This window comes from Pseudomonas delhiensis (assembly GCF_900187975.1).
GTDB lineage: Bacteria > Pseudomonadota > Gammaproteobacteria > Pseudomonadales > Pseudomonadaceae > Pseudomonas > Pseudomonas delhiensis.
Map to the genome: position 1 here is coordinate 33868 of NZ_FZPC01000005.1, position 16013 is coordinate 49880.

Annotated in this window: 15 protein-coding genes, 1 tRNA gene and 1 pseudogene; 10 read left to right on the forward strand and 7 right to left on the reverse strand. The window is 57.5% G+C overall.

The window, feature by feature from the left end; genetic code table 11:
* Nucleotides 1-1089, forward strand: a complete 1089-nt coding sequence (locus CHC02_RS05640; protein WP_089390523.1) for a UDP-N-acetylglucosamine 2-epimerase — start codon at nt 1-3, stop codon at nt 1087-1089.
* Nucleotides 1086-1910 (forward strand): polysaccharide deacetylase family protein, encoded by an 825-nt coding sequence (locus CHC02_RS29860; RefSeq protein WP_139210247.1) that lies wholly within the window; start codon nt 1086-1088, stop codon nt 1908-1910. Before CHC02_RS05640 ends, CHC02_RS29860 begins: the two co-directional genes overlap by 4 nt.
* Here the strand turns inward: CHC02_RS29860 and CHC02_RS30910 are convergent.
* From CHC02_RS30910 to CHC02_RS05650, 4 genes are read right to left on the reverse strand one after another with little or no spacing between them, the layout of a single operon-like run.
* The gene (locus tag CHC02_RS30910) at nt 1905-2813 is read right to left on the reverse strand and encodes a lysylphosphatidylglycerol synthase transmembrane domain-containing protein (RefSeq protein ID WP_089390524.1); all 909 of its coding nucleotides are present in this window, start codon (nt 2811-2813) and stop codon (nt 1905-1907) included. The two genes, CHC02_RS29860 and CHC02_RS30910, sit on opposite strands and share 6 nt — an antisense overlap.
* Nucleotides 2795-3862, reverse strand: coding sequence for a hypothetical protein (locus tag CHC02_RS29865; RefSeq protein ID WP_139210248.1), 1068 nt, complete (start codon nt 3860-3862; stop codon nt 2795-2797). The genes CHC02_RS30910 and CHC02_RS29865 overlap by 19 nt, the downstream gene beginning before the upstream one ends.
* Nucleotides 3859-4551, reverse strand: a complete 693-nt coding sequence (locus CHC02_RS29870) for a class I SAM-dependent methyltransferase (protein WP_139210249.1) — start codon at nt 4549-4551, stop codon at nt 3859-3861. The genes CHC02_RS29865 and CHC02_RS29870 overlap by 4 nt, the downstream gene beginning before the upstream one ends.
* A 10-nt stretch (nt 4552-4561) precedes the next feature.
* On the reverse strand, nt 4562-5866 hold the full coding sequence (locus tag CHC02_RS05650) for a nucleotide sugar dehydrogenase (RefSeq protein WP_089390525.1): 1305 nt from the start codon (nt 5864-5866) through the stop codon (nt 4562-4564).
* A 192-nt stretch (nt 5867-6058) separates the two neighbouring features.
* Between CHC02_RS05650 and CHC02_RS05655 the strand changes: the two genes are divergently transcribed.
* From CHC02_RS05655 to CHC02_RS05680, 5 genes are all read left to right on the forward strand, one after another.
* A tRNA-Thr gene (locus CHC02_RS05655) sits at nt 6059-6134 on the forward strand.
* Nucleotides 6135-6285: 151 nt separating this feature from the next.
* Entirely contained in the window at nt 6286-7359 is a 1074-nt protein-coding gene (locus tag CHC02_RS05660; protein WP_089390526.1) for a diguanylate cyclase, read from the forward strand.
* A gap of 222 nt (nt 7360-7581) precedes the next feature.
* Nucleotides 7582-7833: a type II toxin-antitoxin system HicA family toxin gene (locus tag CHC02_RS05670; protein WP_089390527.1), complete on the forward strand. Its 252-nt coding sequence runs from the start codon at nt 7582-7584 to the stop codon at nt 7831-7833.
* A complete protein-coding gene (locus CHC02_RS05675) occupies nt 7830-8171 on the forward strand; it encodes a type II toxin-antitoxin system HicB family antitoxin (protein ID WP_089390528.1) in 342 nt (113 codons plus the stop codon). The genes CHC02_RS05670 and CHC02_RS05675 overlap by 4 nt, the downstream gene beginning before the upstream one ends.
* Nucleotides 8172-8237: 66 nt before the next feature.
* Entirely contained in the window at nt 8238-8465 is a 228-nt protein-coding gene (locus CHC02_RS05680) for a DUF433 domain-containing protein (RefSeq protein WP_089390529.1), read from the forward strand.
* A gap of 189 nt (nt 8466-8654) precedes the next feature.
* On the opposite strand, the pseudogene CHC02_RS05685 reads toward CHC02_RS05680, so the two are convergent.
* From CHC02_RS05685 to nadC, 3 genes and pseudogenes are all read right to left on the reverse strand, one after another.
* Nucleotides 8655-9331, reverse strand: a pseudogene (locus tag CHC02_RS05685) (HipA domain-containing protein).
* Complete coding sequence (locus tag CHC02_RS05690) at nt 9331-9582, reverse strand: helix-turn-helix transcriptional regulator (RefSeq protein ID WP_089390530.1); 252 nt, start codon at nt 9580-9582, stop codon at nt 9331-9333. Before CHC02_RS05690 ends, CHC02_RS05685 begins: the two are co-directional and overlap by 1 nt.
* A 421-nt stretch (nt 9583-10003) precedes the next feature.
* Nucleotides 10004-10852 (reverse strand): carboxylating nicotinate-nucleotide diphosphorylase, encoded by an 849-nt coding sequence (gene nadC / locus CHC02_RS05695; RefSeq protein WP_089390531.1) that lies wholly within the window; start codon nt 10850-10852, stop codon nt 10004-10006.
* Between the two features lie 270 nt (nt 10853-11122).
* Between nadC and CHC02_RS05700 the strand changes: the two genes are divergently transcribed.
* The 3 genes from CHC02_RS05700 (at nt 11123) to ampE (ending at nt 15650) form a co-directional block, all read left to right on the forward strand.
* Entirely contained in the window at nt 11123-13405 is a 2283-nt protein-coding gene (locus tag CHC02_RS05700) for a DUF1631 domain-containing protein (RefSeq protein WP_089390532.1), read from the forward strand.
* A gap of 848 nt (nt 13406-14253) precedes the next feature.
* Nucleotides 14254-14814, forward strand: coding sequence for a 1,6-anhydro-N-acetylmuramyl-L-alanine amidase AmpD (gene ampD / locus CHC02_RS05705; RefSeq protein ID WP_089390533.1), 561 nt, complete (start codon nt 14254-14256; stop codon nt 14812-14814).
* Complete coding sequence (ampE, locus tag CHC02_RS05710; protein ID WP_089390534.1) at nt 14811-15650, forward strand: regulatory signaling modulator protein AmpE; 840 nt, start codon at nt 14811-14813, stop codon at nt 15648-15650. Before ampD ends, ampE begins: the two co-directional genes overlap by 4 nt.
* Nucleotides 15651-16013: the final 363 nt, after the last annotated feature.

Here is a 16013-nt window from a genome sequence, read left to right on the forward strand (position 1 = left end):
ATGATTTATGTTTTGCTTGGAACTAAGGCGCAGTTAATTAAGATGGCTCCTGTCATCATGGAGCTACGTAACCGAGGACTTGAGTATAAATTTATCTCAACAGGACAACATAAGGAAACGACAGATGATATCTTGGCCAATTTTCAGATCCCAGGTCCGGAAATGGTGCTGCATCAGGGGCGTGATATTGTTTCGATCCGACAGATGCTGGCTTGGGGGATTAAGGTAGTTGCTCGTGCGTTCCGTTCTCGCCAAGCATTATTTCCTAAAAATGACGGTTTGGTACTTGTGCATGGTGATACCGCCTCGACCCTATTGGGAGCATTGATTGCCAAGCTGGCGGGGCAGAAGGTTGGCCATGTGGAGGCCGGACTACGCTCCTACAACTACTTTCATCCTTTTCCCGAGGAGTTGATACGAATAGCAGTTGGCCGCCTTGCCGATATCAGGTTTTGCCCTGGTCAGTGGGCAGTTCAAAATGTTTCAGGGTACCGTCTGGGACGAAACGTTGATATTGGAGCCAACACTTTGCAGGACTCGCTTAGGATAATTTTGAGCAGACATTCGAGTCTTGATCTACCGATCCCCGACGAGGAGTTTGGGGTCGTCAGTATTCATCGTTTTGAAAATATTAAGGACAAGCGTTCTCTACTAAGAATTGTAGAGTTAATTGAGCTTATTGCTGGTCAGTTTTCGCTGTTGTTCATTCTTCATAAGCCTACCGAACGTAAGCTTCGGCAGTTTGGACTATTTGATAGGCTGTCCGCTTTGCCGGGGGTGGAGTTTCGGCATCGCTACGACTATTTGAGGTTTATGCGCTTGGTGATGGCTGCAAAATTTGTTATTAGTGATGGTGGAAGTAACCAAGAGGAGTGCTTTTATCTAGATAAGCCTCTTTTACTGTTACGTGCTGCAACCGAACGTCAGGAAGGATTGGGGAAGAACTGTGTGCTTTCGGAGTATGCACCAGTGAAGGTTAAGGAATTCATGGAGTCGTTACGGGAGCGTCAACCCACTATGCCTAATGAATTACTGGGTTCACCATCTGCTCGGATCGTTGATGTTTGTGAAGAGTACTGTGTGGAATGACGAGAAAGTATGCAGTTCGCCTCGATATTGATACGACGGTTTGTGCGCGCAAGCTGATCGATGTTGTTGAGCTTGGAAATAGGCTGGGAGTTAAATTCACCATCTTTGCCAATATGGGGCGCTCTGTAAGTTTGTCAGCTGCATTTTTACGGCGATTATCTCAACGATCAGTTCGGGGTAATCCGACAGAGCCGATGATGAAGCTGTCAATACGCGATAAGATTGGATGGAAAGGTATTCTGGAGAGTATTCTGATAAACCCTGAGTTGCACAGGCTCTCTGCTGATGCATTGCTCAAGGCACGCGACAGTGGCCATGAAATTGGGTTGCATGGTGGGTTAAATCACAGTTTATGGCACTTTGCAGCTAGCTCTATGGACGCTGATCAAATGCATAGATTTCTGACCCCGGCTATCGAGCACTATCAAAATATCTTAGGTTACAACTCCTTTGGTTTCTCTAGCCCTGGATTCAAGAGTAGCCAGCCTGCATATGAGATTCTGGCGGGGGCTGGGTGTGCTTATCTGTCTGACTTCATTGATTGTACAGGGAGAGTAAGATGTTCCCCATGTGGATTGCCCGACGTTCCCGTTACGCTTAGTGCAGCGAATACTGTCGATTTTCTAGAGTGGTATGTCGCCTCGGGTGCAAGTAGCCCGTTGGAAAATGCAATTGAGCAAAGCATTGGTGAGGATGGGTTTGGGGTTTATTATTCGCATCCCTGCTTTATTGCAGGGAAGGGAAAACAGGTATTTTCCCAATTTGTCTGTGCTCTAAGAGAACAGGCAGAAATAGTTACCATGAGCGAACTGGTCTTATAAGATTTTATGTGGGGTTATATGCTTGAAAGCAAGCGTAAAGAAAGATGCTAAGACAAAGGTTAAGACTAGCTGAATAGATCTATCTAATATAAGTACAGCTAGAAGTGTCCCTTGATCTAACCCTAGCCAAACACCAAGCGCCGTCAGTGAGAGCTCTTTATATCCAAGGTTTCCCGGTGTTAATGAAGCAATGGAGAGTAGGACGCTGGCTGTGGATAAAAGAATGCAGTCCGTAAGTTTAAACGACATCCCTGTACCATCCAATAGCTGGTAAGTAATTGCGCTTGCGATGGCTATTTGTAGTATATTAAGTATGGATAAGTGTAATGTGTCTCTAATGGTTAGACTTTTAAAGGGCTCGGTCAGACTTGTTAACCAAGGCCTTGGTTTGCTTTTTCGTATAACGTATAGAGTTAGTGCGATCGCTCCAAGTAGGCCTAGGCTAATGGCCGATAGGGCTAAACTATTAGGTATAAGTTTTGGCGCGTAGCCTATGATCGCCATTGTGATCAATATGCTGCATAGAATATTAAAAACAGATGAAATTAAGAATTGTGCTGCGCTCGTAGTTATCGAAATGGAGAGATATTTTTTTAAGATAGCTGCGCGGCTGGTGAACTGTGCAAGACGGAATGGAGCTATGTAGTTGAGGGCGCTAGATATTTGATTGACGCCAATGAAGAATGCTATAGATTTTGTTGGAGTGATTTTGTCGGTTAATGACTTTATTATTAGGGCATTGATTAGGTGAAACGCTATATAGAGAATCAAGATTATGAAAAGGTTTTCCCTAGGAAAGCTTAATAGAGCGTAGAGGTCACCTCTATGCAGATAGCAGTAGCCCGCAAATATAATTGATATAACGACGGGGGCTAGTTTTTTTACTATTTTTTTAATTTGCATCGAATAAATTTGATGAAAGGGGTGAGGTCTTTGAGGTCTATATGAGCAAAAGCCCAGTTTCTTTTTTTCAATAGCTCTTTCAACACTATTTTTTTCATGTATGAGGGGGCCTTAAGAAAGGCAAGAGGCAAGCCTTCATGAATCCATAGCGCGGTGACTCTGCTCTTAGCCTCTGTTGGTGTAATGCATCCAGTTAATGCTTGATGATAAAGCTTTGGGAAGTTTATGCCAAGCTGCTCACCAATTGCATGCTGTAGCCAGAACCTGCCGTTAATCTCAATTAGCCACAGTGTTTCATCTTCCAGAATAGCCTCTAATTCAAAAATTCCTTCATAGCTAATGTGCCGGAGAGCGCTCTCCGCTAATTTTCTAAGGCGCGCTCTTATTTCTTCTGAATCAATCGTTGATACCATTACTGCTGTTCCTCCTGGGTGAGGGTATTCCAGCAGTTTTCGCGTGTATATTACTGTGTGCAGTTTTCCCGCTAAGAAAAGTCCAGCAATGGAAAGATGATTGTATATATTAGAGTTTAGTCTCTGTTGCTTTACGTAGGTTGATGCATTTCTAACATATTTTGTTGTGTATAAAAAACCTTTATCTACAAGGCTGGAGTCGATAAAGGATTTTCTTGGTTTTATTATTTCTTCCGATCTAGTAGGGGCTTTATCGGCAAGCCGCGTTAGGGGAGTCGGAAAGCATGGCGACATTATTTGGAAGAATTTGAGCTTGTCTAAAATTGTTTCTGAGCAGTTATAGGGAGTTTTAAAGAATAAAAAACCATGTTCTTGAAGTGTGGAAGAGTTTTTTGCAATAAACTCAACCCAGTAATCGCTTGTGGGGTATAGAGTCTTGGGGGGGGGGGCTTTTAATGAAAGTAATGTTTCTAGAACTTCCTGCTCGTTTTTTGAGAGAAGCCTCAGTCCCTTCGCATATTTTGTAGACATTGCTGGTGAGCAGTCATTGAAGTCTAGAATGATAGAGTTGGGGGCTTTTAGTAGCCTGGCAATGGCTAGTGCATTTGCACTTCCGCCGAGAATGATGTGGCTCATGGTTTTATTATTAGAGTCAATTCGTTCGCAAAGAAAAGGCTTTTGTGAAGGCCGAGTTTTTGAATGACTGGCAAAAGCCAGCGGCAGTTTCTTTGTGAAAAATTCTCGAGCATATTGTCATGCGGCACTATTTCGAATGGGCAGCCAATCGCCGTCCCTATCTCAATAAGCTCTCCCTTTGAGTATCTGCGAAAAGAGAATAACCTATTTCCCATGATGCGTTTCCCATTGCTTATTAGCGTGTCTAGGTAGTTGTGCTTGTTATGTGCAAATATATAGGCGATTGATTTTGTTACTCGTGTCTGCTCTTGAATTATTTTTATGGCGTCGGAGTTGTTGAAGTATATTATCAGGCCGGAGTGAAAAGTGACGCCGAAGTGCCTGTCACGGAAAGGAAGATTAAAAGCATCTGCCGCGCAGTTAAGTATATTTTCGGTTTTTCTATTGACCATTGATAGTTCGTTAAGATCTGTTGCTACGAAGATTTTTTTGGAGAGATTCTTTGCTAGGTAGCTCAAGTCCTTGGCGCTGAAAGCTCCTTCTTCTAAGAAGCTTTCAATTTCATCTAATAAGTTTATTTGTTTTAGATGACTTATTATGAATTCTGCTCTTTTGGGGCGGCCTTTTTTATAGGTACTGACATTGTCTAGATAGAGTTTTTCCCAATCCAAACTTTGAGGGTTTTGCATTATGGGACCCTCAAGCTTGTACGGCCTTGTCGTATGGAAAAACCCCTCGTGTGTCAACAATTAGTCTGGCGCGTTTTGTGATGTCTGAGTAGTTGAATATGTCGTGATCTGTGGTTAATACGACACAGTCAAATTTCTCGATAATTCCTGGGCCCAATTCAATGGAGTTGAGTTCGAATGAGTAGTCGCGTTTTTCAGGGAAGTTCGGAATATGTGGATCTGAGTACTCTACTTCGGCGCCTTTGTCGCGAAGAAGTTTCATTATTTCGATTGCCGGTGATTCTCGAGAGTCGTCAATGTTCTTTTTGTAGGCAATTCCCAAGATTAGAATGCGACTGCCTTTAATAGATTTGCATCTATCGTTGAGTGCATCTGTTACCTTCTGTACTACCCATTTTGGCATAAAGTGATTGATCTCTCCGGCAAGTTCAATGAAGCGGGTATTTATGCCATACTCTTTGGCTTTCCATGTTAAGTAGAAAGGGTCGATTGGAATACAGTGCCCGCCAAGCCCAGGTCCTGGATTGTAACGTACGAAGCCAAAAGGTTTTGTTGCGGCCGCCTTTATGACCTCATGGATGTTGATGCCCATTCGGTCTGCAACTATTTTCATTTCATTTACGAGTCCGATATTGACTGCTCGGTGGATGTTTTCCAGAAGTTTGGTCATTTCAGCTGCACGTGGACTACTGACCGGTACCATTACCTCTATGGCTTTGCTATAGAGTGCTTTACCTAAAGAAAGGCATTGTGGCGTCATGCCGCCAATTATCTTGGGAATACTCTTGGTATCGAATTTTGGATTTCCAGGGTCCTCTCGTTCAGGTGAAAAGACTAATGCACAGTTTTCTCCTGGGATGAAACCGCGTCGTACAAGTCTAGGGGCCAGCTCCTCTTCCGTAGTACCTGGCCAAGTGGTGCTCTCTAGGCTTATAAGTTGCCCTTCGTGAAAATGTGGGAGAATAGACTCCACTGTGTTTATGACAAAACTAAGATCCGGTTCGTGATGAGAGGTGAGCGGTGTTGGGACGCAGATGATTAGTGCATCGGCTTTTTGTGTTTGTGCGAAGTCACAAGTTGCCATGAATCCGTTTGCTAGAGCTTTTTTTATTGAGCCTGAGTCTAGGCGCTCAATATAGCTTTTCCCTGCGTTTAGAGCATTAACCTTTTTTTCATCAATATCAAATCCGATAACCCTTATGCCGACTTCTGAAAAGCGCAATGCAAGTGGGAGTCCGACATATCCAAGGCCGTATATGCCAACGATTGCTGTGCCGTTAGATATTTTGGTTTGAAGTTGCTCAAGCATGCTCATGAATACTTCCAACTAGTATGTAGGGCTATTCTGGCGAGTTTTTCTCGTGCTGGGAATTGTTGGCTTGGCGGATACGATAATATGTGATGTCGCTCTCGTGATAGGGACGCTGTGCGGTTGTGTGGTTGCAGAAGCAAAAGCCCTGCCAGCAATTGCTTTACATTCATTAGAATGCTAGCTTACGCCCCGCCCGCCGGTGTAGCTCAGTCGGTAGAGCAGCTCATTCGTAATGAGAAGGTCGGGGGTTCGATTCCTCTTACCGGCACCATCTCTGGCAAAGGCTCCGCTTCGGCGGGGCCTTTTGCTTTTTCGGCTCCGAAACCGTCGTGTCTGCCCCATGGATGCTATCGAACGGCCATCAGGCGCCGGACTATACTGCCGCTGCCCAGGGAAGCTTTCGGTGAGGAAGGGAGCGGTCTGTGAAGCAGTCGAGTGAGTCCGCCAGGTTCAGCCGTTCCTATGCCCAGCGCGTGCTCTTGCCGCGCGCGGTGGGTTTGGCCGTGGGGTTCTTCTGTGTCGCCGGTGTGCTCTGGGGGAAGGGGTATTCGGCGTGGCTGTGGGGGCTGCTGCTGTGGTTCTGCTACCTGTGGCCCCTGATGGCCTACCAGGTCACCTCGCGCTCGTCGCGGCCCAAGGAACTGGAGCGGCGTTTCGTGCTGTTCGATTCGCTGATGGGCGGGTTCTGGATCGCCACCATCCAGTTCAACGTGCTGCCCTCGGTGATGATGCTTTCCATGCTGGCGATGAACAACACGGCGGCGGGCGGGGCGCGGTTCGTGGTCCAGGGCTTCGTGTTGCAGTCGCTGGGCATGGTGCTGTCCGGCCTGGTGCTGGGCTTCGGTTTCTCGCCCGACACCTCCCAGGTCGAGCTGTACGCCTGCATTCCCATGCTGGTCATCCACCCCATGACCATCGGCCTGGTGCTCTACCGCCTGGCCATCCAGCTGTCGCGGCACAAGAAGGCGCTGCGCGACCTGAGCCGTACCGACAGCCTGACCCAGCTGTTCAACCGCGGCTACTGGAAGGAGCGCCTGCAGCAGGAGTTCGAGCACTGCCGGCAGGCGCAGCAGCAGGCTTCGCTGGCATTGATCGACGTCGATCACTTCAAGGCCACCAACGATAGCCACGGACACGTGATCGGCGACCTGGTGCTGCGTCGCCTCAGCGAGTTCATGCGCAGCCATCTGCGGGCCGAGGACCTGGCCGGGCGCTACGGCGGCGATGAGTTCTGCGTGCTGTTGCCGGGGCTGCAGCCGGAGGCGGCGCGGGAGGTGCTGGCGCGGCTGTCCCGCGAGTTGGCCGGGGAGGCCTGGGAGCGGGTGCCGGAATTGCGCGTCAGCCTGAGCATCGGCATCGCCGGCTTCGATCCGGCCATGCCCGACGCCACCGAGTGGCTGCGCCGGGCGGATCAGGCGCTGTACGAGGCGAAGGGGCTGGGGCGCGACCGCATCGTCCTGGCTTCCGAGCTGGATGCCGCCGCGCGCCGGGCCTAGCCGAAGGTCCTGGCGAAGGGTTCGGCGCTGTGCCGGATGGCGGCCACCACTTGGGGCTCGCCAGCACTCTTTTCCACCGCATGCAGTTGAGCGCGTATGACTTCGGCCGGCCGGGCCACATCACATATCTTGGCAAGGTCCGGGGCAAGCATGTCCCTGGGATAGAGGACTGTTGACGATCAAATGACATGCAACTATTTTTAGTTGCATGAAGGAGGCTCCATGTCCAGGAACGAGAAACTGCTGGCCAAGCTACTCAACGAAAGCACCAGCTTTACCTGGCAGGAGCTTGTGACACTGCTGCGTTGGCTGGGCTACAGGCAGTTGGAGGGCAGCGGGAGCCGGGTCAAGTTCGACAACGGCGACCCGCAGGCGTTGATCAACCTTCACAAGCCGCACCCGGGCAACGAGCTGAAAGCCTATGTCCGGCGCCAGATCATCGAGCACCTCAAGGCGGGGGGACTGATTCCGTGAACAACCTGTTGCAATACCGGGGCTATTACGGCTCCATCGAAGCCAGCACCGAGGACAACTGCCTGTTCGGCAAGCTGCTCTTCATCCGCGCGCTGGTCAACTACGAAGGCGAGACGGTGGCCGAACTGCAGGCCGCTTTCCGCGAGGCGGTGGAGGACTACCTGGCCACATGCCAGGCGCAGGGGCAGGAGCCGGAAGTGCCTTGCAAGGGATCGTTCAACGTGCGGGTCGGCCATGACTTGCATCTGGCAGCGAGCCTGGCAGCCAACCGGCAGCACATGAGCCTGAACGACCTCACCCGGCAGGCGCTGAGCGAGTACCTGCAGCACCACGGCTGAGGCGCAAGCGAAGGGGATTCGGATGGCTCCCGAATCATCGAACGAACAGTAAGTCGAGACAGAGCCATGGCGGATGAATCGAGGATTACTCTGGAGCCCGGCAAGCGTGGCGGTAAACCCTGTGTGCGCGGGCTGCGGATAACCGTGGAGGATGTCCTGAGCTGGCTGGCCGCCGGAATGAGCCCGGAAGAAATCATCGCTGACTACCCGGAGCTCGAGCGTGAAGACATTCTCGCTTGCCTGGCCTTCGCGGCAGCTCACATGAAACATTCGGCCAGGATCGAGGCGGTATGAAGCTGCTGCTGGACGAGAATCTTTCCCGGCGCATGTTGCCCTTTCTGAAGAAGGGCAGCAGTTCGAACCAAGCGATCGCCCAAATTCGGCAGAGCAATTGAAAAGGAGCCTGGAAGACGAGCGTATCGGCCTGGTGGAGCTGATCTGACCCGCCGCGCCGTTACAGGCCCAACCGCAGATGCGCCGGGCCTAGCCGAAGGTCCTGGCGAAGGGTTCGGCGCTGTGCCGGATGGCGGCCACCACCCGGGGCGCTTGCTCGCAGAGCCCGGGGTGGCGCGCCAGCACTTTTTCCACCGCTTGCAGTTGCGCGCATATGACTTCGGCCGGCCGGGCCACATCACATACCCTGGCAAGGTCCAGAAGCCCTTGCCTCGACGCGAACAGCGACTTGTTGCCGGCAAGGTCCAGGGCAAGCACGTCCTCCGGGATATAGGCAGTGGTATTGACGATGTCATAGGCCGGCGCCAGCCGCGCGTCGCCTTGTGTCGGATCCGAATAGAGCAGGCCGAAATTCTTCAGGTGTGCGTCGCCATTGCCGACGATGCAGCTCAGGGACACTATGCCAAAAAACTGTTCCAGGGAGGCCGGCACATGCTCGGGAGGACAGAACAGCCGGATGGCCTTGGCAATGGCCGCTTGGCCAGGCGGTTGCGCAGTTGTTCCAGGACATAGCCTTCGGGCAGGTTCATCTGGAAAATCGGGTGCAGCTCGCGATGGCGATACTCTTCCTGGCGCACAGGCATGAGCAGGCTGACCGCGGCGCGCGCATCCGTCCCTTCCTGATAGCGAAACAGGTAGTCATCTGCGCTACTGAAAAGCCTTCCGCTCGGACCTTCTGGCGTTGAAACCTTCAGCGTCACCGGCATCAGTCGAACACTCCCTGGATTTCCTCCAGCGTAGGTCTCGCTGCCGGTACGAGCGCGAACTCGCAGTCCAGGGCGCCGAGGATGCGGGCATAGGCCATCATGGCGACCGACAGGCTGCCTTTCTCGGCGGCGATGATCTTTTGTCGGGTGAGCCCGGCCATGGAAGCAAGCTTGGCCTGGGTCAGCCCGCGATTCAGGCGCCTTTGTCGAATCTGCTCACCCAGGCGGGTTGAAATGAGGGAATAGTCCATGTTCTGAATACGTGACAAGGCATGTGTCATGTAACGTATACGGAACCTGCTGGAAAGGCAAAGCCCTGGGTCGCCTACGCCGCCCCACTCGCACCATTCCCTTGTAGGAGGGCGCCCCTGCGCGCGAATCGCGGGCAGGGCCCGCTCCTACAGGTAGCCGGGAAGCACGGTATTCCTCCCCCGTAGGACCTTGTCCGCGATGACCGGGCATATCGGCGCGATTCGCGGATGAGATCCGCTCCTACGCTGCCCCACCCACGCCATTCCCTTGTAGGAGCGCGCCCTGCGCGCGAAATCGCGGGCAGGGCCCGCTTGTGGCTTTGCTGGGAACGGCATTGTGGGTTCTCATGCCAAACCCGCAATGCCGTTCCCCTTCCTGGTGGCCGTCGGACTGGTGGAACTGATCTGACCCGCGGCGCCGTTACAGGCTCAGCCGCATGGACAGGTCCAGCGCCTTGACGTCCTTGGTCAGGGTGCCGATGGAGATGTAGTCCACGCCGGTCTCGGCGATGCCGCGCAGGGTGCTCTCGTCGATCCCGCCGGAGGCCTCCAGCCTGGCGCGGCCGGCGGTCACCCGCACGGCGGTGCGCATGTCCTCCAGGCTCAGCTCGTCGAGCATGATGATGTCGGCGCCGGCGGCCAGGGCCTGGTTCAGTTCGTCCAGGTCCTCCACCTCGATCTCCACCGGCTTGCCCGGGGCGATGCGCCGGGCCTCGGCGATGGCCTGGGCGATGCCGCCGCAGGCGGCGATGTGGTTTTCCTTGATCAGGAAGGCGTCGTACAGGCCGATGCGGTGGTTGTGGCAGCCGCCGCAGGTGATCGCGTACTTCTGCGCCAGGCGCAGGCCGGGCAGGGTCTTGCGGGTGTCCAGCAGCTTGACGCCGGTGCCTTCCACCAGGTCCGCATAGTGGCGGGCGCGGGTGGCGGTGCCGGAGAGCAGCTGGAAGAAGTTCAAGGCGCTGCGCTCGCCGCTGAGCAGGGCGCGGGCCGGGCCCTGCAGGCTGAACAGCGTCTGGTCGGCGCTGACCCGCTCGCCGTCGCGCACCTGCCATTGCACCTGCACGCGCGGGTCGATCTGCCGGAAGACTTCGTCGACCCAGGCGCAGCCGGCCACGGTGGCGTCCTCGCGGGTGATGACGCGGGCCTGGGCCTCGCGTTCGGCGGGGATCAGCTGCGCGGTGATGTCGCCGCTGCCGATGTCTTCGGCCAGGGCGGCGCGGACGTTGGCCTGGATTTCCCCGGTGAGGTCGGCAAGGGTGAGGTTCGGCATGGCGGGCTCCTGATTCGCGGTGGCGGGATTATACGGGGCGCGGCGGCGGCCGTGTGCATCCGCGGTGGCCGCCGGGAGTCGGACGAACGGTGGCTGTTCTTGTGTGAATTTCATCAAGAATGCCCTTGAAGGCTCTTGGTTGTAATCGGGGGTTCTCTATAATGAATGAGATGATTCTTATTTTTGACGCCATCTGATTGACGTTACGGACAACGCTCCCCCGAACATTGCCGTCGAAGCCCTGGCAGGCCCGTCGGCAGGAGACTTGCGATGCAGAACGACGCGAACGTAGTGCCGCTGAACAAGGCGGCCCAGGGCCAGTCGCCGACTGCTATCCCCGGGCGCCTGCCCGCGGCGCTGGTCAACGTCCGTGACAAGGCTTCGGTCCAGCTGCGCCAGGCCCTGCAAGTGCTGTTCGACAATGCCGACGACACCCTCTTCGAGATGGCCGACCGTGCCACCAGCAACGCCGAGCAGAGCGCCTTCTTCGAGGCCATGCGCGACCTGCGCCTGAAGCGCAAGGGCATCGAGCGCGGCTTCGTGCAGAAGTTCTTCGAGGGCTTCGCCAACCTCAACCAGTACCAGATCGGCAAGGCGCCCCAGCTGGACGCCGTCTCCTTCGACAACCTGTCGCTGGTACAGAACGACGAGCTGGAAGAGACCGTGGCGATGGACGCCATGGTCGGCAAGGTGCTCAGCCGCGACGGCCTGGCCCTGGGCCACCTGACCACGCGCCTGAACACCCTGGTCAGCAACAAGGTCGAGGACAAGACCAACCCGCTCGGCCCGCGCCCGCTGTGCGAGGCCTTCCTCGAGGCCTGCCGCGGCCTGGGCGTGGAGATCAAGGTCAAGCTGATCGTCCTCAAGCTGTTCGAGAAGTACGTCCTTTCCGAGCTCGAGCAACTCTATGCCGAGGCCAACGAGATCCTCGTCGCCCATGGCGTGCTGCCCGAGCTGAAGTCCGCCCCCGCGCGCCGCGCGCCCCGTCCCGCCGCCGAGGCCCCGGCCAGCGCCGGCTACGCCGGTGCCGCCGCCCAGGCCGCCGCTTCCGGCGCCTACCTGGATGCCGAGAGCCAGGAAGCCTTCGGCGCGCTGCAGGAGTTGATGTCCCAGGTCCGCGGCAGCCTGGCCGCGCGCCGCCAGGTGCCCGCCGACGCGGTGCCGATTTCCAGCAACGACCTGATGCGCCTGCTCTCGCACCTGCAGGACCACCTGCCGGCCCAGGGCATGGACGAGGTGGACGTGCGCCACCACCTGGACCACCTGCTCAACCGCGTCAGCCACAAGAGCGGGCGCTCGCGGGTGGTGGGGCAGGTCGACGAGGACGTCATCAACCTGGTGTCCATGCTCTTCGAGTTCATCCTCGACGACCGCAACCTGCCGGATTCGCTCAAGGCCCTGATCGGCCGCATGCAGATCCCGATGCTCAAGGTCGCGGTGCTGGACAAGACCTTCTTCAGCCGCGGCAACCATCCCGCCCGGCGCCTGCTCAACGAGATCGCCTCGGCGGCGCTCGGCTGGGCGGAACAGACCGACCTGCAGCGCGACAGCCTGTACCAGAAGATCGAGCAGGTGGTGATGCGCCTGCTGAACGACTTTGTCGACGACACGGCGATCTTCGGCGTGCTGCTGGAGGACTTCATCGCCTACACCGGCGACGAGCGTCGCCGCAGCGAACTGCTCGAGCAGCGCACCCGCGACGCCGAGGAAGGCCGCGCCCGCGCCGACGCGGCCCGGCGCGAGGTGGCGCTGGTGCTCAACCAGCGGCTGTTCGGCCGTACCCTGCCCGAGGTGGTGGTGCGCCTGCTGCGCGAGGCCTGGAGCAAGGTCCTGCTGCTGACCTGCCTGAAGCACGGCAGCGATTCGCAACCCTGGCGCGACGCCGTGGCGACCATGGACGACCTGATCTGGAGCGTCGAGCCCCACGAGGACCCGGAGTCCCGCACGCGCCTGCTGGAAATGGTCCCGCAACTGCTCAAATCATTGCGCGAGGGCCTGACCAGCGCGGCCTTCGATCCGTTCTCCACCGGCGAGTTCTTCAGCCGCCTGGAGAGCCTGCACGTGCAAGCCTTCCAGCGCTTCAAGCAGGCGCAGGAAGCGGCGGCCGACGACGACCTGCTGGACGGCATCCCGCTGCTCGACGAACCCGTCGAGGCGCCCGCGGCGCAGGCCGGCGGCCAGCCGGAGATGGTCGCGGTGGTGGAAGAAATCGTCCTGGCAACGCCTGACGAAGAACGTGCGCCAGAGCCGGAAGAGTTGCTGGCGGACGATGACGAGTCGCTGCGCAAGGTCGACGAGCTGCGCGTGGGCAGCTGGGTGGAAATCCACGAGGATGCCGAGCACAAGCTGCGCTGCAAGCTGGCCGCGGTGATCAAGCCGACCGGCCGCTACATCTTCGTCAACCGTACCGGCATGAAGGTGCTGGAGAAGACCCGCATGGGCCTGGCCGTGGAGTTCCGCCGCAACGCGGTGCGCCTGCTGGACGACGCCCTGCTGTTCGACCGCGCGCTGGAGTCGGTGATCGGCAATCTGCGGCGGTTGAAGAACGCCTGAGCCTTCCTCCCCAGGGAGCACGCTCCGCGCTCCCGGTACCCTCATCTATCGCGGACAAGGCTCCTGCGCAGCAGAAACACCATGCCTCGCAACAAACTGTAGGAGCGGGCCCTGCCCGCGAATCGCGCGCAGGGCGCGCTCCTACATGGGCGCAGTGTTGATGCAACCCGTAGGAGCGGATCTCATCCGCGAATCGCGCCGATACCTCTGGTTATCGCGGACAAAGTCCGCTCCTGCACAGCGGAAACGCCCTGCCTCACAGCAAACTGTAGGAGCGGGCCCTGCCCGCGAATCGCGCGCAGGGCGCGCTCCTACATGGATGCGGTGTCGGGGCAACCCGTAGGAGCGGATCTCATCCGCGAATCGCGCCGATACCTCCGGTTATCGCGGACAAAGTCCGCTCCTGCACAGCGGAAACACCCTGCCTCACAGCAAACTGTAGGAGCGGGCCCTGCCCGCGAATCGCGCGCAGCGCGCTCCTACATGGGCGCAGTGTTGATGCAACCCGTAGGATCTCATCCGCGAATCGCGCCGATACCTCCGGTTATCGCGGACAAAGTCCGCTCCTGCACAGCGGAAACGCCCTGCCTCACAGTGACCTGTAGGAGCGGACTCCGTCCGCGATTCGCCCGCAGGCCGTAGGGCGCATAACGCCTACGGCGTTATCCGCCGTGTCGGACACCAGTGCTCCGGTCAACGGCGGATAACCGCGAACGGTTATCCGCCCTACGGAAGGCCATGCATCGCGGTGGGCTGCAGAACCGCAATGAGCTGACAGCCGCACAACAACCCCAATCGTTCTCTTCCGCCGCAAGCTGCTTTAGAGTGGGCCCAATCAAGGAGCCCCTATGCAGTTCGATCCCCGCAGCGGCTGGTGCCAGGGCGTCAGCCACTGTCCTTCGCCCAATTTCAATGCCCGCCCGGAGGGGGAGGTGGTCTCCCTGCTGGTGATCCACAACATCAGCCTGCCGCCGGGGCAGTTCGGTACCGGCAAGGTGCAGTGCTTCTTCCAGAACCGCCTGGATGCCGACGAGCACCCCTATTTCGCCGACATCGCGCAAATGACGGTGTCCGCGCACTTCCTCATCGAGCGCGATGGCAGCGTGTTCCAGTTCGTCTCCTGCAACGACCGCGCCTGGCATGCCGGCGTGTCGCGCTTCGACGGGCGGGAAAACTGCAACGACTTCTCCATCGGCATCGAGCTGGAAGGCACCGACGATGAGCCCTACAGCGATGCGCAATATGCCGCCCTGGCGAAGCTGGGCCGGCAACTGCTGCGGGCCTATCCAGCCATTACCCCTGAGCGCATACAGGGCCACAGCGACATCGCCCCGGGGCGCAAGACCGACCCGGGCCCGGCTTTCGACTGGCAACGTTTCCTCGCCGCTCTTTCCAAGGAGTCGACATGAGTTTCCTGGTACTGCTGCTGGCCCTGCTGGTAGAGAAGTTCTCCGGCTGGCGCGCGCGCCTGCAGAAGGATGGCGCCTGGCTCGCCTGGCTGGGCCTGGTGCAGGGGCTGCCGGCCGTGGCGGCGCGGCCCTGGCTGGCGCTGCTGGTGGCCCTGCTCGGGCCCCTGCTGGCGCTGGCGCTGGTGCTGACGCTGCTGCAGCCGCTGGCCTACGGCCTGCTGGCGTTGCCGGTGCACCTGCTGGTGCTGGTCTGGAGCCTGGGCCGCGGCGACGTGCACCAGGCCATGGGGCCGTTCCGCGACGCCTGGCGCCGCGAGGACCTGCAGGGCGCCTACCACGTCGCCGAGCGCGACCTGGGCGTGCAGGCCGATTCCGATGCCGAGCTGTTCGCCCAGGTCCAGGGCATGCTGGTGTGGCAGGCCTTCCAGGGCTTCTTCGCGGTGATCTTCTGGTATGCCCTGCTGGGCCCGGCGGCGGCCCTGGCCTACCGGCTGCTGTCGCTGACCGAGGTGCACCTGGGCCGGGCCTCGGGGCTCGGCGAGCGGGCCGCGCTGCTGCGCCATGCCTTCGACTGGCTGCCGGCGCGGGCCCTGGCGCTGAGTTTCGCCTTCGTCGGCAACTTCGCCGCCGTGGCCCGGGTGCTGCTGCACCACCTGCTGGCCTGGGACGTCCCGGCGGCCCGCCTGCTGGCCCAGGCCGCCTGCGTCGGCGAGGACCTGTGCGATGCCACGCCCGGCCCGGCCGGGGTCGCCAGCCTGGATGCGCTCTGGCAGTTGCTGGTACGGGCGGCGGTCTTCTGGTACGCGGCTTTCGCCCTGTGCGCCCTGTTCCTTTGAGTACCGCACGTCGCCACTGATGGCGTTTTAACCTTAAGTTACAGAACGTCCCGCCGATATGGGGTACACAGGGGGCCTGCGCCATGCGCGGGCCCGGCGCCCCGCACCGGCCGTCCCACACAAGAACAACAACGGGAACAGGAGACGTCTTACGTGAAGACCGTGCTCTATCCAGCTATCGCACTGATGAACCGCCTGAGCTTCGGCATGAAGTTCAGCCTCATCAGCGTGCTTTTCTTCCTGCCGATGCTGGTGACCAACTTCTACCTGGTGCGTGATTCCTACCGCCAGTTCGTCAGCACTCGCGCCGAGCTGCAGAGCCTGCAGCTGATCGCCTCGGGCATGCAGGTCCGCCGCGACGTC